Annotated in this window: 19 protein-coding genes; 11 read left to right on the forward strand and 8 right to left on the reverse strand. The window is 62.2% G+C overall.

Annotated features, from left to right (window positions below; translation table 11 throughout):
- Position 1: 1 nt before the first annotated feature.
- From TK06_RS01825 to TK06_RS01855, 7 genes are all read left to right on the forward strand, one after another.
- Positions 2–1,846 (forward strand): ABC transporter ATP-binding protein, encoded by a 1,845-nt coding sequence (locus tag TK06_RS01825; protein WP_063320550.1) that lies wholly within the window; start codon positions 2–4, stop codon positions 1,844–1,846.
- Positions 1,843–2,151, forward strand: a complete 309-nt coding sequence (locus tag TK06_RS01830) for a (2Fe-2S)-binding protein (RefSeq protein ID WP_063320551.1) — start codon at positions 1,843–1,845, stop codon at positions 2,149–2,151. Before TK06_RS01825 ends, TK06_RS01830 begins: the two co-directional genes overlap by 4 nt.
- Positions 2,133–3,524: an NAD(P)/FAD-dependent oxidoreductase gene (locus tag TK06_RS01835; RefSeq protein WP_063320552.1), complete on the forward strand. Its 1,392-nt coding sequence runs from the start codon at positions 2,133–2,135 to the stop codon at positions 3,522–3,524. Before TK06_RS01830 ends, TK06_RS01835 begins: the two co-directional genes overlap by 19 nt.
- Positions 3,521–4,675, forward strand: coding sequence for an NAD(P)/FAD-dependent oxidoreductase (locus TK06_RS01840; RefSeq protein WP_063320553.1), 1,155 nt, complete (start codon positions 3,521–3,523; stop codon positions 4,673–4,675). The genes TK06_RS01835 and TK06_RS01840 overlap by 4 nt, the downstream gene beginning before the upstream one ends.
- Positions 4,672–5,829: an acetylornithine deacetylase gene (argE, locus tag TK06_RS01845; protein ID WP_063320554.1), complete on the forward strand. Its 1,158-nt coding sequence runs from the start codon at positions 4,672–4,674 to the stop codon at positions 5,827–5,829. Before TK06_RS01840 ends, argE begins: the two co-directional genes overlap by 4 nt.
- A gap of 254 nt (positions 5,830–6,083) precedes the next feature.
- Positions 6,084–7,541, forward strand: coding sequence for an NAD-dependent succinate-semialdehyde dehydrogenase (locus TK06_RS01850; RefSeq protein ID WP_063320555.1), 1,458 nt, complete (start codon positions 6,084–6,086; stop codon positions 7,539–7,541).
- A 40-nt stretch (positions 7,542–7,581) separates the two neighbouring features.
- Complete coding sequence (locus tag TK06_RS01855) at positions 7,582–8,661, forward strand: tartrate dehydrogenase (RefSeq protein WP_063320556.1); 1,080 nt, start codon at positions 7,582–7,584, stop codon at positions 8,659–8,661.
- Positions 8,662–8,792: 131 nt separating this feature from the next.
- Here TK06_RS01855 and TK06_RS01860 read toward each other — a convergent pair whose 3' ends face one another.
- The 3 genes from TK06_RS01860 to TK06_RS01870 form a co-directional block, all read right to left on the reverse strand.
- The gene (locus TK06_RS01860; RefSeq protein ID WP_063320557.1) at positions 8,793–9,500 is read right to left on the reverse strand and encodes a cupin domain-containing protein; all 708 of its coding nucleotides are present in this window, start codon (positions 9,498–9,500) and stop codon (positions 8,793–8,795) included.
- Between the two features lie 41 nt (positions 9,501–9,541).
- Positions 9,542–10,399 carry a GNAT family N-acetyltransferase gene (locus TK06_RS01865; RefSeq protein ID WP_063320558.1) on the reverse strand — a complete coding sequence of 286 codons (858 nt, stop codon included), beginning with the start codon at positions 10,397–10,399 and terminating at the stop codon, positions 9,542–9,544.
- 225 nt (positions 10,400–10,624) lie between these two features.
- Positions 10,625–11,551, reverse strand: coding sequence for a 2-hydroxyacid dehydrogenase (locus TK06_RS01870; RefSeq protein WP_063320559.1), 927 nt, complete (start codon positions 11,549–11,551; stop codon positions 10,625–10,627).
- Positions 11,552–11,839: 288 nt separating this feature from the next.
- Between TK06_RS01870 and gabT the strand changes: the two genes are divergently transcribed.
- The 3 genes from gabT (at position 11,840) to TK06_RS01885 (ending at position 14,410) form a co-directional block, all read left to right on the forward strand.
- On the forward strand, positions 11,840–13,132 hold the full coding sequence (gene gabT, locus TK06_RS01875; RefSeq protein ID WP_063320560.1) for a 4-aminobutyrate--2-oxoglutarate transaminase: 1,293 nt from the start codon (positions 11,840–11,842) through the stop codon (positions 13,130–13,132).
- Between the two features lie 87 nt (positions 13,133–13,219).
- Complete coding sequence (locus tag TK06_RS01880; RefSeq protein ID WP_063320561.1) at positions 13,220–13,876, forward strand: hypothetical protein; 657 nt, start codon at positions 13,220–13,222, stop codon at positions 13,874–13,876.
- A 45-nt stretch (positions 13,877–13,921) separates the two neighbouring features.
- Positions 13,922–14,410 carry an Lrp/AsnC family transcriptional regulator gene (locus TK06_RS01885; protein WP_003203167.1) on the forward strand — a complete coding sequence of 163 codons (489 nt, stop codon included), beginning with the start codon at positions 13,922–13,924 and terminating at the stop codon, positions 14,408–14,410.
- Between the two features lie 128 nt (positions 14,411–14,538).
- Here the strand turns inward: TK06_RS01885 and TK06_RS01890 are convergent, their stop codons facing one another.
- The 4 genes from TK06_RS01890 to TK06_RS01900 form a co-directional block, all read right to left on the reverse strand.
- Positions 14,539–15,492, reverse strand: a complete 954-nt coding sequence (locus TK06_RS01890) for an alpha/beta fold hydrolase (RefSeq protein WP_063320562.1) — start codon at positions 15,490–15,492, stop codon at positions 14,539–14,541.
- A gap of 299 nt (positions 15,493–15,791) precedes the next feature.
- Entirely contained in the window at positions 15,792–16,439 is a 648-nt protein-coding gene (locus TK06_RS01895) for a VOC family protein (RefSeq protein WP_063320563.1), read from the reverse strand.
- A 39-nt stretch (positions 16,440–16,478) separates the two neighbouring features.
- The gene (locus tag TK06_RS32535; protein ID WP_158265810.1) at positions 16,479–16,631 is read right to left on the reverse strand and encodes a hypothetical protein; all 153 of its coding nucleotides are present in this window, start codon (positions 16,629–16,631) and stop codon (positions 16,479–16,481) included.
- Between the two features lie 161 nt (positions 16,632–16,792).
- A complete protein-coding gene (locus TK06_RS01900; RefSeq protein ID WP_063320564.1) occupies positions 16,793–17,593 on the reverse strand; it encodes a DUF6630 family protein in 801 nt (266 codons plus the stop codon).
- 214 nt (positions 17,594–17,807) lie between these two features.
- On the opposite strand from TK06_RS01900, the gene TK06_RS01905 reads away from it, so the two are divergent.
- A complete protein-coding gene (locus TK06_RS01905) occupies positions 17,808–18,557 on the forward strand; it encodes a substrate-binding periplasmic protein (RefSeq protein ID WP_063320565.1) in 750 nt (249 codons plus the stop codon).
- 40 nt (positions 18,558–18,597) lie between these two features.
- On the opposite strand, the gene TK06_RS01910 is transcribed toward TK06_RS01905, so the two are convergent.
- A complete protein-coding gene (locus TK06_RS01910; RefSeq protein ID WP_063320566.1) occupies positions 18,598–19,986 on the reverse strand; it encodes a surface-adhesin E family protein in 1,389 nt (462 codons plus the stop codon).
- Positions 19,987–20,090: the final 104 nt, after the last annotated feature.

Raw genomic sequence — 20,090 nt, forward strand, 5'->3', positions numbered from 1 at the left:
TATGAGCCAATTGATCCGAGTCGAGAACCTGCGCGTAGTCGCCTGTGGCGAGCGCAGCGAGGTGGAGATCGTCAAGGGCGTGAGTTTTTCCCTGGAGAAAGGTGAAGTGCTGGCGCTGATCGGCGAGTCCGGTTCGGGCAAGACCACCATCGCCCTGGCGTTGCTCGGTTATGCCCGGCGCGGTTGTCGCCTGGCCGGCGGCGTGGTGCAGATTGGCGAGCACGACATGCTCGCCTTGAGTGAACGCGAGCTGCAAGGCCTGCGCGGCAATCGGGTGTCGTACATCGCCCAAAGCGCCGCGGCGGCGTTCAACCCGGCCAAGAAACTCATCGACCAAGTGGTGGAAGGGGCGGTGATCCATGGCCTGGGCAGCCGTGCCGTGCTCGAAGCCAAGGCCATCGAACTGTTCCGCGACCTGGCGCTGCCGGATCCCGAGCGCATCGGCCAGCGTTATCCCCATCAAGTGTCCGGCGGCCAACTGCAGCGGGTGATGGCGGCCATGGCGCTGATCAGCGACCCGCTGCTGGTGGTGCTCGATGAGCCGACCACGGCCCTCGATGTGACGACCCAGATCGACGTGCTGCGTGCCTTCAAGCGGGTCGTGCGCGAACGTGGCGCGACGGCGGTCTATGTGTCCCACGACCTGGCCGTCGTGGCGCAGATGGCCGATCAGATCGTGGTGCTCAACGGCGGGCAGATCTTCGAACAGAGCGCCACGGCGCCGTTGCTCAAGGGCCCGGCTCACGCCTACACCCGCAGCCTGCTGGCGGCGGCACGGCCAGACACGACGATTCGCCCACCCTGCGGCGTGGCCGAAGACACACCGCTGCTGACCATCCAGGGCCTGACCGCAGGCTACGGCAACAAGAACCAGCAGGGCATGCCGGCGATCCGGGTGCTCGAAGACATCGACCTGACGGTGCGCAGGGGCCAGGCCATCGGTGTGATCGGTGAGTCAGGCTCGGGCAAATCGACCCTGGCGCGGGTGGTGGCCGGGCTGTTGACCCCGGCCCTGGGCGGGCTGACGTTTGACGGTCAGCCCCTGGGTGGCAGCTTGTCGGAACGCACGGACGAACAGTTCCGGCGTATTCAAATGGTGTTCCAGAATGCCGACACCGCGCTCAACCCGATGCACAGCATCAGCACCATCCTGAGCCGGCCGTTGAAGATGTATTTCGGCCTCAAGGGCGCGGCGCTGCGTGAGCGTATCGGCGAATTGCTCGACCTGGTGCGTCTGCCACGGGACATGGCCGAGCGCCGCCCGAGCGAACTCTCCGGCGGACAGAAACAGCGGGTCAACCTGGCCCGGGCGCTGGCGGCCAAGCCGGATCTGATCCTGTGCGATGAAGTGACCTCGGCCCTCGATACTGTGGTCGGCGCGGCGATCCTTGAACTGCTGCGCGACCTGCGCCAGCAACTGGGGGTTTCCTACCTGTTCATCAGCCACGACATCTCCACGGTTCGGGCGCTGTGCGACGACATCGTGGTGATGTACAGCGGCCACAAGGTCCAGGCGGGCACCCGACAATCGTTCGCCCAGGCGCCGTTCCATCCCTACACCGACCTGCTGATCCACTCGGTACCGGAGATGCGTCAGGGTTGGCTGGAAAGTTGTGGCGCCACCACCTGCGGCACGCTGCCGGTGTTGGGCGCGCGCGCCGAGGTGCCGGACCTGTGCACCTTCCTCAATCGCTGCCCGGTGCGGGTCGACGGCCTGTGCAATCACACCGCGCCGCCCCGGCGGATCATCGATGGCGGCAGCGAGGTGCTCTGTCATCACGACAGTGCCGAGCTGCTCAAGCGCCAACAGGATTCAAACAGCATGATCGTGGGAGCCTACGCATGAACGCGCGTTTCGTGAGGTTGGCCGAACAGGACCGACCTGTCGTCAAATTGAAAGTGGATGGCGTCCCGGTCGAGGCGTTGCAGGGCGACACCTTGATGGTCGCCTTGCTGACCCACGGCCCGGCGTTGCGCCAGTCGGAATTCGATCCGGGCAGCCGTGCCGGTTTCTGCCTGATGGGCGCCTGCCAGGATTGCTGGGTCTGGACCCGCAGCGGCGAACGCCTGCGGGCCTGCTCCAATGAAGTACGCGAAGGGCTGGACATCATGACTCAACAACCGGAGGCGATATGGCCACTGCGCGGCTGAACACGCATCGAGTCGTCATCGTCGGCGCCGGGCCGGCCGGCATCCGTTGTGCCCAGACCCTGGTCGCAGCGGGCTTCAAGCCGATCCTGCTCGACGAAAACCGTCGCGATGGCGGGCAGATCTATCGGCGCCAGCCCGAAGGGTTCACCCGCAACTACGCCACGCTGTACGGCACCGAGGCGGACAAGGCTCGTGACCTGCACGAAAGCTTCGACCGCTTGCGCCCGCAGATCGACTACCGTCCGGACACCCTGGTGTGGAACCTGACACCCGGGCAATTGTGCTGCGTCAGCCAGGGCCAGCACACGACGGTGGATTACGACGCGCTGATCCTCTGCACCGGCGCCACCGACCGCTTGATGCCCGTCGAGGGCTGGCAGTTGGGCGGCACCTACAGCCTCGGCGGCGCGCAGATTGCCTTGAAGGCCCAAGCGGTTTCCATCGGTCATCGGGTGGTGTTCATGGGCAGCGGGCCATTGCTGTATCTGGTCGCCAGCCAATACCTCAAGGCCGGCGCCAATGTCGCAGCGGTGCTGGACACATCGCCGCTGGGCCAGCGCATCAAAGCCTTGCCCAAGCTCATGGCGCGCCCGGGTTTGCTGTTCACTGGCATGAAACTGTTGGCGCAGTTGTATCGGGCGAAGATTGCCGTGCACCTGGGCATTTCGCCGCTGCAAATCCTGGGAGAGGCGAGCAGCGGCGTCAGCGGCGTGCGGGTCCGTACCGCGAGTGGGGAAACCTTGACGGTGGCGTGCGACGCGGTGGCGCTGGGTTATCACTTGCGTCCGGAAACCCAACTGGCTGACCTGGCGGGCTGCCGCCTGCGCTTTGACGAGGCCTCCAGCCAATGGCTGCTGGACACGGACGAGGAGGGGCGGACCTCGGTCAGCGGTGTCTACGCCGCCGGTGATGGTTCGAAGATCCGTGGCGCCGATGCCGCCGAGCACGCCGGACGCCTGGTCGCCCTGGCATTGTCGAGCGATCTGCAGCAGCCGGTGGACGCCGCACTCGTCGCCGAACAGCGCCAGGCGCTCAAGGTGATGGACGCGTTTCGCCTAGGCCTGGCCCAGGCGTTTCCCTGGCCGGCGGCACAAGCCAAGGCCTTGCCGGACGAAGCCATCGTCTGCCGCTGCGAGATGATCAGCGCCGGCGAACTGCGCCGCACGGTCAGCGAAAAGGGCGCCTGTGAAGTCAATCGGGCCAAGGCGTTCAGCCGGGTTGGCATGGGCCGCTGCCAGGGACGTTATTGCTCCCAGGCCGGGGCCGAAGTCATTGCAGCAGCAGCGGGTGTCCAGGTGCAGGAGGTGGGTCGCCAGCGCGGCCAGGCGCCCGTGAAACCCCTTTCGATGCTCACTCGGGAGGTGACGCTATGACGCTGAATAAAGCCGATGTGGTGATTGTCGGCGGCGGCCTGATGGGCTCGGCGGCAGCGTTTTTCCTGCGCCAGCGGGGGCAGTCGGTGATCCTGCTGGAGCGTGACCAGATCGGCCAGTACGCCAGCGGCGTCAACTTCGGCAACGTCCGGCGCCAGGGACGTTTCCTTGGGCAACTGGAACTGGCGAACCGCTCCTGGGCGCTGTGGAAACGCCTGCCTGAGCTGATCGACGACGACCTGGAGTTCATCGCCAGCGGGCACATGCGCGTGTGTTATCGCGAGGATGAAATACCCGAGCTTGAGGCTTACGCAGCGGCACCGGAAGCGGCGCAACTGGACTTGCAGATCTATCGCGGCAGCGAGCTGCACGCGCGTTTTCCGTTTCTTGGCAAGGACGTCAAGGGCGGCTCCTATGCGCCCCACGACGGTCACGCCAACCCGCGCCTGGCCGCCCCGGCGTTCGCCCGGGCGGCGCGGCGGCTCGGGGCACGCATTGAGGAGCGCTGCGAAGTGGCCGAGGTGCAGAAGGTCGGTGAAGGGTTCGGTATCAGCACCACCGATGGTCGCCAGTTCAGCGCCGCGCAACTGTTGATTACCGCAGGCGCTTGGGGCCAGAAGCTCTCGGCGCAATTCGGCGAGCCGGTGCCGCTGGAAACCAACGGCCCGCAGATGGCCGTCACCGAACCGGTGCCTTACGCCTTGCCGACGGTGATCGGGGTGTACACCAAGATTCCTGAAGAAGTGATCTATTTCCGCCAGATTCCCCGGGGCAATATCATCATCGGCGGCGGCTATCGCAGCAAGCCGGACATGCTCAACCGCCGGGCCTATGTCGAGCCGCGCAGCATCCTCAACCAACTGGACCAGATGCGTCGGCTGCTGCCGGGTGTCGGCCATCTCAACATCATCCGCGTGTGGAGCGGCATCGAAGGCTACCTGCCCGATTCCCTGCCGGTGATGGGGCCCAGCGGCAACGTCGATGGCTTGTACTATGCGTTCGGCTTCAGCGGCCATGGCTTCCAGCTCGGTCCGGGCGTTGGCGATGTCATGGCTGAACTGATCAGCACCGGCAGCACTCGAACCTTCATCGAGCCGTTCTCCATCCGCCGGTTCGCCCTTTTCGCCGAGCAACGGAGCAAGGCCTCATGAAACCCCGCGTATTAGCCATTTTCGAACGCCTGCTGGCGTTTGAAACGGTCTCTTCAGAATCGAACCTGGCCCTGATCGAGTACGTGCGCGAGCTGTTGCTGAGCAAGGGCATCGAGTCGCTGATCGTCAAGGATGAGAGCGGCAAGAAGGCCAACCTGTTCGCCAGCACTGGCCCGCGTGACTTGCCCGGAGTCCTGCTGTCCGGCCACACCGACGTGGTGCCGGCGGCGGGGCAGGCCTGGACCGTTCCGGCGTTCCAGGCGACCGTGCGCGATGGGCGGGTCTACGGGCGCGGCAGTTGTGACATGAAAGGTTTCATTGCGCTGGCCATCGACGCCATGCTCGATGCCGCCGACCATTCGTTGAACCGGCCATTGCAACTGGCGCTTTCCCACGACGAAGAGATCGGTTGCGTGGGGGTGCGGCGCTTGCTCGACGTGCTGCACCTGGCGCCGGTGCGACCGTTTCTGTGCGTGATCGGCGAGCCGACCAACATGCAATTCGTGCTCGGCCACAAGGGCAAGGGTTCCTATCGCACCTACTGTCGCGGCCTGGAAGCGCACTCATCGCTGGCACCGCGCTCGGTCAATGCGATTCACGTGGCCTGCGATTTCATCGCGGCGTTGCGCCAGAGCCAGCAGCAATTGCAGGAGCAAGGCGCCCAGGACGCGGATTACGACGTGCCCTACAGCACCGTGCATGTCGGGCAGATTGTCGGCGGCAAGGCACTGAACATCGTGCCAAACCTGTGCACCCTGGATTTCGAAGTGCGCAATTTGCCGGACGATGATCTGGACCTGTTCCTGGAGCAACTGCGTGAGCGCGCCGAGGTGATCGTGCGCGAGGCGAAAAAACTCTCCAGCGTCGCGGACATCGAGATCGAAACCCTGAATGTCTATCCGGGCCTCGACACCCATCCGAGCGTCGAAGCCGTGCGCTTCCTGAAAAACTTCGCCACCCCGGGCACCGGCACCGCCAAGGTCTCCTTCGGCACCGAGGGCGGCCTGTTCAAGCAGCGTCTGGATGTACCCGTGGTGGTCTGCGGCCCAGGCTCCATCGAACAGGCGCACAAGCCTGACGAGTTCATTGAGATCAGCCAGATGGACGCGGGGGAGCGGTTTTTGGAGGGGTTGTTGGGGTCGTTGAAAATCTAAGCCATGTACATGACTAAATGTGGGAGCGGGCTTGCCCGCGAAGGCGATGTGTCAGTTGACGATGAGTTGACTGGCACGCCGCTTTCGCGAGCAAGCCCGCTCCCACATAGGCTTCAGTGGTGACGCTGACACCTCGGTAGAGCCTGCCGTCCCACCGCGAAATTTCAGCATCCAACACTGCCCAATCCCCGCTTTCAGCATCCTGCCCCGCGGCATCTCCCTAGACTGGAGCTACCTCGGAACAGGACGCGACCATGCTCAAGAATCGATTGAAAGACCCCAGCCTGTTGGCAGAACTCGCTTACGTCGACGGTCAGTGGATCGGTGCCGACAACGCCGCCACCCTTGACGTCATCGACCCGGCCACCGGCCATTCGCTGGCTCGTGTACCCGCGATGCAAGGCGTGGAAACCCGGCGTGCCATCGAGGCCGCCGAGCGCGCCTGGCCAGCGTGGCGCGCGCGTCCGGCGGCGGAGCGGGCAGCGCTGTTGGAGCGCTGGTATCAGGCCATGATGGACAACCTCGACGACCTCGCGCTGATCATGACGTGCGAACAGGGCAAGCCGTTGAGCGAAGCCAAAGGCGAAATCCGCTACGGGGCCGGTTTCGCCAAATGGTTTGCCGAAGAGGCCCGGCGGGTCTATGGCGAGACCATCCCGGCGCCCAGCGGCGACCGACGCCTGCTCACGCTCAAGCAGCCGGTGGGTGTCTGTGCCGCGATCACCCCATGGAATTTCCCCAATGCGATGATCACTCGCAAGTGCGCACCGGCCTTGGCGGCGGGGTGCCCGGTCATCGTCAAACCCTCGGACCTGACTCCCTTGTCGGCCCTGGCCCTGGCGGTGCTGGCCGAGCGGGTCGGGATTCCGGCCGGGGTGTTCAATGTCGTGACGGGTATGCCCGCCGGTATCGGCGAAGAACTGACCGGCAACCCGACGGTGCGCAAGATTTCCTTTACCGGTTCGACGGCGGTCGGGCGTTTGTTGATGCGCCAGAGCGCCGAGCACATCAAGCGCTTGAGCCTGGAGCTGGGCGGCAACGCGCCGTTCATCGTGTTTGACGATGCGGACCTGGAGCAAGCCGTCGCCGGCATCATGCTCAGCAAGTTTCGCAACGCCGGCCAGACCTGCGTCTGCGCCAACCGCATCCTGGTGCAGGACGGTATCTACGAACGCTTCGCCGCGCGGCTGGTGGAGGAGGTGGGCAAGCTCAAGGTCGGCAATGGGCTGGAGGCTGGCGTGATGATCGGCCCGCTGATCAACCTCGCTGCGGTGAACAAAGTTGCCCGGCACATCGACGATGCGTTGAGCCAGGGCGCGCGCCTGCTCTGTGGTGGCGTTCCCGAGGGCGACAGTCAGTTCGTCCAGCCAACGGTACTGGGCGAGGCCCACGCCGGGATGTTGCTGGCCAACGAAGAAACCTTCGGCCCGGTGGCTCCGCTGATGCGCTTTACTACAGAAGAGCAGGCCCTGGCCCTGGCCAATGCGACGCCGTATGGCCTGGGCGCTTATTACTTCACCCAGGACCTGCGCCGCTCATGGCGTTTCGGCGAGGCGCTGGAGTTCGGCATGGTCGGGCTCAACACCGGGATCATTTCCATGGAAGTCGCGCCCTTCGGCGGCATCAAGCAGTCGGGCCTGGGGCGCGAAGGCAGCAAGTACGGCCTGGACGAATACCTTGAAGTCAAAGCCTTCCACATCGGTGGGTTGTGATGCGACCGTCATTTGAACAGACACCAGGGAGCCACGATTGATGAGCAAACCATTTCGAATCGCTGCCATTGCCGGCGATGGCATCGGCAAGGAAGTCCTGCCGGAAGGGCTGCGGGTACTGGAGCAAGCCGCGAAAAAGTGGCAGTTGTCGCTGGACATCGAAGTGCTCGATTGGGCCCATTGCGATTACTACTTGGAACACGGGCAGATGATGCCCGCCGACTGGTTCGAACAGCTCAAGGACTTCGACGCCATTTACTTCGGCGCCGTGGGCTGGCCGGACAAGGTGCCGGATCATGTTTCCCTGTGGGGCTCGCTGCTCAAGTTCCGTCGCGACTTCGACCAGTACGTGAACATCCGCCCGGTGCGGCTGTTCCCGGGCGTGCCGTGCCCCCTGGCCGGGCGCAAGGCGGGGGACATCGACTTCGTGGTGATTCGTGAAAACACCGAGGGCGAATACTCTTCCATCGGCGGCAAGATGTTCGAGGGCACCGAGCATGAGTTCGTGCTGCAGGAGTCGGTGTTCACCCGGCGCGGGGTCGACCGGATCCTGAAGTTCGCTTTCGACCTGGCCCAGACCCGACCGCGCAAACGGTTGACAGCGGCAACCAAGTCCAACGGCATTTCCATCAGCATGCCGTATTGGGACGAGCGCACGGCGTTGATGGCCGGGCGGTACCCGGATGTGCAGTGGGACAAGCAACACATCGACATCCTGTGCGCTCGCTTCGTTTTGCAGCCCGACCGGTTTGATGTGGTGGTGGCGTCGAATCTGTTCGGCGACATCCTTTCCGACCTGGGCCCGGCCTGCGCCGGCACTATCGGCATCGCACCGTCGGCCAACCTTGATCCGGAACGCCGCTACCCGTCGCTGTTTGAACCGGTGCATGGCTCGGCCCCCGATATCTATGGGCAGAACATCGCCAACCCGATCGCGATGATCTGGTCCGGCGCCTTGATGCTCGACTTCCTGGGTAACGGCGATGAACGCTACCGCGCGGCCCATGATGGGATTCTCAAGGCCATCGAACAGGTGATCGCCGAAGGCCCCATCACCCCCGACCTGGGTGGACAAGGCTCGACCCAGGATGTTGGCCAGGCCATCGCCGCGGCGCTCTGAGGCTTGATCCAACCTGTTGACACCTTTTGCCCGCCCACACGGCGGGCTTTTCTTATTCCAGATCGACCACCCACTTCACTCCCGCCACCAATCCCTTGCTCGCGATAGCGCCAGTGCTGCCGTACACCGGATTACTTGACGACGTACACCTTGCGCACATAAACGCTGCTTTTCCAGGCACACGGGGCATTCAGCGGGACGAATACGGTATCGCCGGTGTTGACCGTCAAGTCGCTGCCGTCGGCTGCCTGTAAGGTGACGCTGCCTTCGAGCAGGTGCATCAGTTCATGCAGTTTGTGCGGTCGTGACTTGCGGGTGTAGGGCGTCGAATCCCAGATACCGATGCGCAGGTTGCTCACTTCTTCGACAAACAGATTGTGCGAGCGACATTGCGGTGGCGGGCTGAGCAGGATCTCGTCATCCGGGGCTGCGGAAGGCGAGAGCAGGGTGTGGGCGGGGAGTGCCGTCAGTCCGGGAAGGTGCGCTTCGATGCGCTGGGTGTCGGCACAGAAGGCCCAAAGCGAGCCGGGTTGCGCCTCGACCTCAAGCGCGGTCCTCCGACCGATCACCGCGCTTTCACCTGGCTTGAGCTGCAGCGTCTGCCCTTGGCTGCGCAGCGTTACTGCGCCGGCATGCACCACGAGCGTCTCACTGAAGGGGTATTCATCGACGCTGAACAGCCCGCTCGCCCGGACCACGCCGGCAGTCATGCCATCCTCTCCGGCATAGGCGATGAGGCGGTCGAACGGATCCTTGGCGCCCAGTGAACCCGGGGTGAACGGGGTTGAGGCAAGACTGCCATCGGCGTGTGCCAACAGCACTGCAGTGGGTTCGAGCATGAAGATGATTCTCCAGGGAGCATTGAGGGACGTGTGGGTTTTCAGCCAATGGCCTGGGTCACCGGCGCAAATTGCCGAACCGCACCGCTAGCCTGCGGGGGCGTGCCCCGTGCCATTTGGGCGACGGTGTCGACTTGCTTGAGCCCGGCTTCTTCCAGCCAAGGGGCCAGACCGCTGTTTGAGGGAATGTCGATGCGAACGAATGCCCCCGGCACTTGGGCCAGCAGTACGGCGATCAAGTGCTGAGCCTGTTCCAGGGTCTGGGCGATGACCGGGCCAATGCAGCGACCACGGCCAAAGGGGCGCAGCAGGGCGAAAGCGCACAGGTGACCGTCCTGTTCGATACCCACGCAATGTTCAACGACACCGAACAGGTCATTGAGTACGGCGGTTCGTTCCAGCCCGCTCCCGGCATTGGCCAGTTTGATCAACTCGGCGTGATCGGCTTCGTCCAGCACGCGGCAGTGCTCGCCGGCGGCCAGTTCTTGCGGGGCCGGCACCAGCGCTTGCCCTTGATGCTGCTGGATATGCCCAAAATCCACGAACCCCTGGCTGGCATACAGCGGGGCACCGGCCAGCGTCGCATTGAGGATGGCGGTTCGCGAGCCGCAAGCCTCGATTGCCAGTTCCATCAGTTTGCGACCGATTCCCTGGCCTTGATATTCATCGTCGACAATCACCAGGCCGATCGTGGCGTAATCCCCCTGGGCGCAGGTGAACGCCGTGCCAATCAAACGGCCCTGGTCTTCCACGACAAAACCCTGGGCAACACGTTGCAACATCGCCCAGTCTTCCAGGCGATGGGGCCACTTCAACTGCACGGACAAGGCATGGGCCGCAGGCACGTCGGCGGCGGTCATGGCGCGATAGAAGTAAGTAGGGCGTTGCGAAATGGACATGGCAGATCACCATAAAATAAGGGGCGAAATCGGATGGATGTGTGCGCTGAAAGTCTTTGTATCTCACCTGCCATCGGGCCTGGCAAGGGCGGCAAATCGATTCGGTATCTTCCGTAAGCAACGGCTCTGCCGGCCACATTTCTTGCTCAAATCAGACGCTTGGCCAGCAGTAAATACCGGGTCGTTTTTTCGCTGTTCAGATCGAAACCAGAGATCATCGAGGGCTCAATAGTTACGCTCACGATCAACCAGGCCCAGCATCGATTTGCCCCGTTGATGCCGGCGGATGTTCTCCAACAACACGCCAAAGGCACTTTCAGGCTGAGTCATCGCCGCGATGTGCGGCGTCAACAGTATCTGCGGATGGTGCCAGAAGGGGTGATCCATCGGTGCCGGCTCCTGCTCCAGCACGTCCAGCACCGCGGCGCTGATCTGGCCGTCGGCAAGGGCTTCAAGCAGGTCCGCTTCCACCAGGTGCCCACCCCGGCCCATGTTGACCAACGCTGCGCCCTTGGGCAGGTGTTGGAACAGCTGGCGGTTGAGGATCCCTCGGGTCTGCTCGGTCAACGGCAGGACGCACAGTACAATGTCGCATTGACCGAGAAAGGTCGGCAATTGCTTGTCGCCAGCAAAGCACACGACCCCCTCGATGTCATGCTCGCTGCGGGCCCAGCCCGACAAGGCAAAACCAAAGGTCTTCAAGGTGGCGAGTATCTGCCGTGCCTGCAAACCCAGGCCCATTACGCCCACCCGGCGTTGCCCGGCGGGCACCAGCCGGTGCGCTTGCCAGCACCGTTCGGCCTGTTGCTGGCGATAGCGCAACATGTCCCGGTGCAGGCTGAGCACGGCGAAACTGGCGTACTCGCACATGCCCTGGCTGATGCCCGGGTCGAGCAAGCGCACCACCGGCAGCGTCGTAGGCAACCGGCTCAGGTCAAGTTGATCCACACCGGCCGACAGGGCAAACAGCACCTGCAGATTCGGCAACAGCGTTTCGACGTCGTCCGGCGCCTGCCAGGCCGCCAGGTACTGGATATCCCGCGGGTCGCCGATGTCTGGCCAGGCACGCCATTCGATGTCCGGCGCGTGTTCGGCGAATAGGCGCCGCCAGTGTTCGCCGCGTACCGGGTCAGCTTTATAGAGCAGGGCCATGGGTCACTTCTCGCCTGAAATCAAGGAGCCCCTAGCATGCCTCAACGCCAGAGCAGGATCTGTCGAAAGGGCCGGCGTAGCAGCATCGCACTGCGTTGCAAGGTGCCTTTTGCGGCAGATTCCATGGGGCTGGAATGCCTCTGGAGGATTCTGCTGTTTGCCGGGGTGTAAACAGTCGATCCGAATTTCTCAACGACCAAGTTCGGCTTAGACAATCGCGTCGAACGCTTAACCTGTGAACACACCGCAGCCGCTTCCTGGGTGCGAGGCTCACGATGGGAAATGCCAATGAACAGTAAAGTCGAAGAAACCCCAAGTTTGCTCCGTCAGCGTGATCAATTCGTGCCACGTGGCCTGGTCACCGCGCACCCGTTGGTGATCGATCGGGCCCAGGGTTCGGAATTATGGGACGTGGATGGCAAGCGCTACCTGGACTTCGTCGGCGGCATCGGTGTGTTGAACATCGGCCACAATCACCCCAAGGTCGTCGCGGCTGTGCAGGCCCAGTTGCAGAAGATCTCCCATGCCTGCTTCCAGGTCGTGGCCTACAAGCCTTACCTGGACCTGGCCCAGCGCCTGTGCGAAATGATCGGCGGCCAGCACGCCTATAAAGCGGCATTTTTCACCTCCGGTGCCGAAGCGGTGGAAAACGCGGTGAAGATCGCCCGGGCCCACACCAACCGCTCGGCCGTGATTGCCTTTCGCGGCGGGTTCCATGGCCGGACCTTGCTCGGCACCACGCTGACCGGCATGAGCCAGCCGTACAAACAGAACTTCGGCCCGTTCGCCCCGGAGGTCTTCCACACGCCGTATCCAAATGCCTATCGCGGCGTCACCAGCGCCATGGCGTTGCAGGCGCTGGACGAGCTGTTGGCCACCCAAGTGGCACCTGAGCGGGTCGCAGCCATCATCATTGAGCCGGTGCAGGGCGATGGCGGTTTCCTGTCGGCCCCCGCCGAGTTTTTGCAGGGCCTGCGCGCATTGACGCAAAAGCATGGCATTGTGTTGATTCTCGATGAAATCCAGACCGGTTTCGGTCGTACCGGTAAATGGTTCGGTTTCCAGCACGCTGGCATCCAGCCGGACCTGGTCACGGTCGCCAAGAGCCTCGCCGGTGGCTTGCCGTTGTCGGGTGTGGTCGGCAAGGCCGAGATCATGGACGCTCCACTGCCGGGTGGCCTGGGCGGTACGTACGGCGGTAATGCGCTGTCGTGCGCGGCGGCGCTGGCGGTGATCGAGGCGTACGAGCAAGAACAGCTGCTGGCCCGTGGCGAAGTCCTGGGTGAGCGCTTGCGCCAGGGCCTGCTGCATCTGCAAACGCGTTACCCGCAGATCGGCGACGTGCGCGGCAGCGGCTTCATGCTGGCGATCGAACTGATCAAGCATGACGAGGCGCGGACCCCGGATGCCGATCTGAACCAACGCCTGATCGACGAAGCCCGGGCCGGTGGTTTGCTGGTGATCAAGTGTGGGGTGTACCGCAACGTCTTGCGCTTCCTGGCGCCGCTGGTGACCAGCGAAGCGCAGATCGACGAAGCGTTGCAGATTCTCGACGGCGCCTTGGCACGCGTCCTGGGCTGATGCCCGCGTTCATGACGTTTGCCGGGGCAAGCGTCAGTGGCGGTTAATGGAGCGTTGATCGATGGGACATCATCGGAGGCTTTACAGATGAGGCTGACTGAATATCGGGCGTTGTTGATCGACTGCGATGAGGTCTTGGTGGATCGGGACTCCGGCGTCTGGACGGCGTTGCAACCGTTGCTGGAAAACCATGGCGAGCCGTTGGACAAAGCACAGGTGCTCGCCGATTTTGACGAAGTACTGCAAGCCTTGTACCCGCGTTTCGGCGAACTGGGCTTCAGCGGCTTGCTGTGTTTCGCCCACCGTCAATTGGCCGAGCGCTGGAAGCTCAAAATCAGTTGGGAGGAGGGCATGAGCTTCGCCCGCTCGGCTGCCAGTTGGACGCTGTTCGAGGATGCGCCGGGTGCGATGCTCTATCTGCGCAAGTTTTATCGGTTGTTGGTGCAAGGGGATCGCGATGCCGAGGACCGGGGCGTGTTGTGCGAGCGCCTGGGCATCGAGCCTGATGATTTTATTTCGCTGGCGAGCGACCCGTTGCAGGATCACGATTGGCTGGCGGCCAATGGCCTGAGCGCCGAGACGATTCTTCAGGTGACCCGTCCTGGCGCCCGTCCACGGTCGGTTGGGGCTGTCTGCCTGATCTGCCGCAACGCCGATAGGTCGCCCGCGCCCTGTGCGGCGGACTACTGCATCAACAGCATGGCTGATCTGGTCGCTCAGCATCAGCTGTCCTTACGACGCTGATTTTGTTAGAAGATTGTCTTACAAACGGCAGGCAAGAGGTATGCGATGGAAGGTTTAGCGAAACTGGACCGGATCGACATCAGCATTTTGGTAGAGCTTCAAAAAGATGGCCGCATGACCAACGTCAGCCTGGCCGATGCCGTGGGCTTGTCCGCCAGCCCGTGCCTGCAGCGGGTCAAGCGACTGGAGTCGTTGGGGTACATTTCCAGCTACAAGGCCCATCTGAACCTGGCCAAGATTACCGACTCGGTGACGGTCTTCACCGAAGTCACCCTGAGCGACCACAAGCGTGAGGACTTCGCCAAGTTCGAATCGAACATCCGCCTGGTGGATGAAGTACTCGAATGCCACCTCATCAGCGGCGGCTACGATTACCTGGTGCGCTTCATGACCCGCAGCATCCAGGACTATCAGGACGTGATGGAAAGCCTGTTGGACAAGAACATCGGCATCTCCAAGTACTTCAGCTACATCGTCATCAAGTCACCGGTGCGCAAGGATGAGATTCCATTGCGCAAGTTGTTGCGGCATTGAGTTCGGGAACCATCCTAAAACAGCTGCGGGAGCGAGCTTGCTCGCGAAGGCGTCGGCAGATTCGGCATTGAGGCAAGCTGATCCACCGCCATCGCGAGCAAGCTCGCTCCCACAAGGGATCTGGGCTTTTATTCCTTGAGGAAGGTCAGCAGATCCTGATTGAGACGATCCTTGTGCGTCTCGGTCAAGCCGTGCGGCGCGCCAGGGTAGACGATCAGTCGAGCGCCCTTGATCAGCGCCGCCGAGGCCCGGCCTGAAGCGTCGATAGGCACGATCTGGTCGTCATCGCCATGGATCACCAGCGTCGGCACATCGAATTTCTTCAAATCGCCGCGGAAGTCGGTAGCCGAGAATGCCGCGATCGAGTCATAGGTATTCTTGCTGCCACCCTGCATGCCTTGCACCCAGAACGACTGGATCAACCCCTGGGATGGCTTGGCGCCCTTGCGGTTGTAGCCGTAGAACGGGCCCGAGGCAATGTCCAGGTACAGCTGCGAGCGGTTCTCCAGGGATGCCTTGCGCAGGCCATCGAACACCTCGATAGGCAAGCCACCGGGGTTGGTGTCTGTCTTGAGCATCAACGGCGGGACAGAGGACACCAGCACGGCCTTCTTCACTCGAGCGGTGCCGTGACGGCCGATGTAGCGAGCCACTTCACCGCCCCCTGTCGAGAAGCCCACCAAGGTGACGTCCTTCAGGTCCAGCGCTTCAATCACCGCCGCCAGGTCATCGGCATAGTGATCCATGTCGTTGCCTTCCCAAGGCTGGCTGGAGCGACCGTGGCCGCGACGGTCATGAGCCACCACGCGATAACCCTTCGAGGCGAGGAACATCATCTGGCCTTCCCAGCTGTCGGAGTCCAGTGGCCAGCCGTGGCTGAAGGTCACGACCTGACCATCGCGCGGGCCCCAGTCCTTGTAATACAGCTGGACGCCATCCTGGGTGGTGATGTAACTGGCGGACTGAACCACGCTGCCGACAGCAGACGCGCTGGTAGCGGACTGGACAGGTGACGCGGCTTCGGCGCTGAGGGTGGCCAATGCCAGGGTGGCGACAGCGAGGGTGCGGTTGAATGTGTTCATCGTTTCTCTCTCCATAAGGTCAGTTTGATCTGCGGCGATCGTCGTCGATCGCGTTGGTGGGCAGATTAGAGAGAGAGGCCGAGGACGAGAACGGCGCCGGTATCGATAGCAACTATGGGAAAATCGGATAGCTGCGTTTCGCTTCGGTTGCGTGTGAATGGTCGGCGCGGGTTATGGTGACCTTGTGGCGAGGGGATTTCTCCCCGCTGGGTTGCGCAGCAACCCCAAAATTTAAGGGGACTGCTACGCAGCCCAACGGGGATAAATCCCCTCGCCACAATTGCCTGCTCTGTACAGATTCACACGGATGAAAGCGGCAGTGTCTTCAGGCCATTTGGCGTTTGAATATGCGCCACCAGGTAGGGAGCCGAAGACCCTTGCCGTGCATGAAGATGAACCGGGCCAGAAAAGTTCATGGCCGTCAGGATCGCGCTGACTTTTTCCGGATCCGTATGGAAGATCTCCAGCGCCAATAGCGCGCACCCCTTGTCCTGGAGCATGTCCGCAGGATGAGGCCCAGGCGCCCATTGAATGAGGGTGGGGACTGATCCAGCCATGGGAAGGCTTCCATCAGCCGGTATGGTGATTTGCCAATTCAGTGCTCCTCTCGTCATGGGTTCGACATCTCCGACAAGGCCAGGGCAGGCATCACGAGCCGTATGGATATCATCGGTGCGTGCTACCCAGGTCGCCAGGCGTGCCGGCGAATCGGGGGCCAATTGATCGAGGCCGAACCAGCGTGCCCGGTGCGGACGTAGGGCGGACGGGTCCACGGCAATCACTTCGAGGTAGACCCCGGGGCCAAGGTGCAGCAGCCTGTTATGGGTGCCCATGCGTGAGTGGACGCCACCCGGCTGAAGGTCGACGCCCAGCGCGTCAGTCACGAACGCGCAGCCGGTATCGAGGTCCGTTGCCACGATGACGAGGTGATCAAGGGTGGTTTTCATGTGTTCATCCATCCGTGGGTTGGGAACTATCTGTCGTCATCAACCAAAAGAAGGCATCGGCCCCAGCGAGTGCAAGATCCACATGACCGCCGCCACTGCTGCCAGCGCGGCGACCACAATGCCGATCAGCACCCATTTCAGGATTTTCTGCCCTTTCGACGGCTGGGACCTTGGCCCGTGTGCCTCGACCATGTGCCGAATTTCTCCGGCGCATCGCGGGCAAACAGCGGTGTCGTAAGGGAGGAGGGACCCGCATTGATCACAGTTTGTCATGTCGTCACTTCGAGGCTCAAAGGAGGGGGTGCCCTTTATGGGCTCGTAAAAGCGGACCGAACATGTGTGGCGTCAGTCACTTAATATTTGTAGACGATGCCCAGCCTGCCCATGATCTCCAAGGCATTGATCAGGCCCAGGCCGTTCATGGGCAGGCAGGCGAAGGCCTGGTATTCATCGAAGTGCGTGCCGATGGCCAACAACTTCAAGTTATGGGCCTCCAGCTGGGCGTTGAAATACTGCAGGAGCGCACGCTCCCAATCGTTGGCGCGGTTGATGGCATCGATGGCGTTACGCTCGGGCGCAGGGATTTCAATGCCCAACTGTCGCAGCGGGGCGAGGGCATTGACGGCATCGATCCCGCAGGACGACCACTCCTTCCATTCGAACCCGGCCAACTGATTGGTCTCGGTGAGTGCTGACTCGATCTGCGTCCAAGCCCAATCCCACTGCCCGGTAGGCGCCGGGATGTTCTGAATGAGCGCCTGCGCGCGCGCCTCGTCGAACAGGCAATCAAACAGATCGGCCAGGGTATCGGCCAAATCGGGCTGCGGCCCGTGTCCCTGGGTGTCCAGGTCGTGGCTCAAGCGCTGCCATAGACTGCTCAGCTCGGCCCAGTCCTCGTCGTCCATGTCGTCATCGATCACCTGGGCCTTATGGCCGCGCAGGTAGTTATCCAGCCGTGTCTTGCGCACGCGTACGCTGCCCTCGGCGAGATCGACCTCATAGCTGCGGTAATCCAGGTAGTTGGTCTGGAAAACGATGCGGTCAGCAAACACCTCATGGGCGAGGCTTTCCTCAGCGTCGAAATACGCCGCGCCTTCGCAGTTGCCATGGGCGGTGATGATGCGTTGAAACGACAGTGGGTCGATCGGATTCATGTGGGCGGGTCACAGGAAGAAGGGCGAAACGGAAGCGCGGCGTACGCTGTCCGATATCCAGATCGTGCTGATCGTACACCAAGGCCTGGAGATTGCTAAGGGCGGAATGTGGGCTGCGTCAACTGGCGGGCGCGTGTTTGGGTCTATGCTTACCTTGCCCCTTTGAACCAAGCCCGTCCATGCACAAACACCGAACAATCCACCGGGAGAACATGTGAGACATTCGACACCGGTTGCAGCGCTGATCTGCCTATTGCTTGGCACGGTTGATGCCAGGGCCGAGGAGTATCAAGTCATCACCGAAGAGTGGGCACCGTACAACTATCAGGAAAACAATCAGCTCACCGGCATGACCACCGAGATCGTCCGGGCCATCATGGCGCTCACCGGGAATGACTTCGAGGTGCTGTTGCAGCCGAGTATGCGAGCCACCCAGGTACTGAAGACGCGACCCAAGACCATCATGTACTCCCTGTTCCGCACACCGGAGCGCGAGCCGTTGTACAAATGGGTCGGACCGATCGTGGAGGAGTCCATCCACCCCTATCAACTGGCCAGTACGCCGCCGGTGAACTCCCTGGAACAACTGCTGCATGCCCCGCAGATCACCACCCGTCACGCCGGCCTGGTGCCGCAGATGTTGCAGTCGCTGGGCTTCAACAACCTGGATAAAAGCGCCACCGAGAGCAAGTTGCTTTACCGCATGCTGCTTGCCGGGCGCACCGGCATCATCATCGGTGACACCGATGCGGGCGTGGCTTATTACAGCCGTCAGTTGAACATCGCGCCGGGCACCTTGCGACGGATCCCTATCGAACTGTATCGCTCATCGCTGTACATCGCCTTCAGCCCTGACAGTGAGGATGAAGTGGTGGCGGCGTGGGCCAGTGCGTTGGAGAAGTTGCGGCGTTCCGGGGAGTTGGAGCGGATTCAGCGGCGGTATGAGGGGGCGGTGGGGCAATGAGCGCGCGGAACCGGCGAAAGCCGGCCCCGCAGACCTGCACTCACTTCACGCTCTGCACATGCATGTCGATGGATATCGAGTCATTTTTGTCAGTACTGGCGTGATAGAAGAACCCATAGTCAACCAAGTAGTAATAGTGCTTCAGCGGCACGACTGTTGAGCTTGGGCGCTGTTCACGGCAGCTCAACGCCTTGGCGTTACCGCTCAAGGCTGGGTTCAGTCGTTTGGCTGGCCCTTCACTGTCGACGGTACAGTCGAAGGTTTTCGGTTCCTTGCCCACGGTGCCGATCAGATTGCTGGTGAGGCTGCCCTGGCGGGTAAAGCCCAACTGACTGCCCACAGGCATACGCTGCCAATCGCCACGGAAACTCAGGCTGTTGACCACCTCGGTGTTCTCGGAACGCGTGGCCTGCTCTGTGCCCGATAGCCTGATCAGGCCGCGCCAGTTGATCTGGCGACCATTGAGGTTTTCGCTTTTGTGAACAATGCTGAGCTGCCGGGTCACAGGGTCAGTGGACAGGAAGTACTCAGTACGCTCCGGCCAACTTTCTTGGGCATGACTGGCGGTGCCTGCCAACTCAATATAAGTCAGCGTCTTGACCGGGGCCGGCATGTGAAGTTGCTCAATGCTCCTCAACACACCTGGGTTGATGTCGGGCAGAGCGTCCGCCGCGATCGGTGCTTTGGTACGTGACTTGAACGTCGGCAGAGTGGCAATGGTCGTAGGCGCGTTGCACACGAGTTCAAAAACCTTCAACTGATCCTGAGTGGCCGCTGTCATCGCCTTGGCCTCGGGAAACATCTCGATTTTCCCGTCAGTGACCTCGTTATTGGCATTGAGGTAATAACGGGCCAACAGCGTGACCTTTCGCGCTGCGCAGTCCAGCGTGTACTGCTCGCGGGTCTGCGTGAAAGGAGACCGACTCAGCGGGTTCAGGCGGGTCTGCGGCTCGTCGTAGGCCATCCAGAACTGCACCTGTTTACCGTTTTTGCGCACGCTGCTGTTATCCAGCAACAGCCACCGTTCAGCGTCCCCCTTCATCACCTGGCGCCAATCCGGAGCGGGGAGGTTTTTACACGCCTGGGTGAACTCCCGGTTGTTCATCAGCGTGGCGTGATAACGCTCGGGCAACGCTGTTGGCGGGGCATAGTGGCCGCTATTGTTGGCGTAGGAGCGGCGGAGCATGAACGAGTAAACCTGGTTGACCTGAGGTCTGGAGCAGGCCGCCGAAAACTGAACCGTTTGCCAGAAGGGTATGTTCGGTTCGCGGGGGGCGAACACCTGGAAGTTGATGACGTCGCCTTCGCGCATCAGGCTATTGGGCGTCAACGGCTGAGCGAGCAGGGTGGCTTGCTTATCGGCTGGTGGCTGTTGGCTGGCGCAGGCGGTTAGCAGCACTGAGGCGATGAGAAGGGTAGGGCGTTGCACAGATGTCTCCGGTAAGTCCATTGAGGGAGGCGGGGTGGGGCGATGTCTTGGGGCTGGGGCTTAGAATAGAGGGAGTGATTAGCAGATGCGAGCCCTGGCCAGCA

This window comes from Pseudomonas fluorescens (genome assembly GCF_001623525.1).
Classification (GTDB): Bacteria; Pseudomonadota; Gammaproteobacteria; order Pseudomonadales; family Pseudomonadaceae; genus Aquipseudomonas; species Aquipseudomonas fluorescens_Q.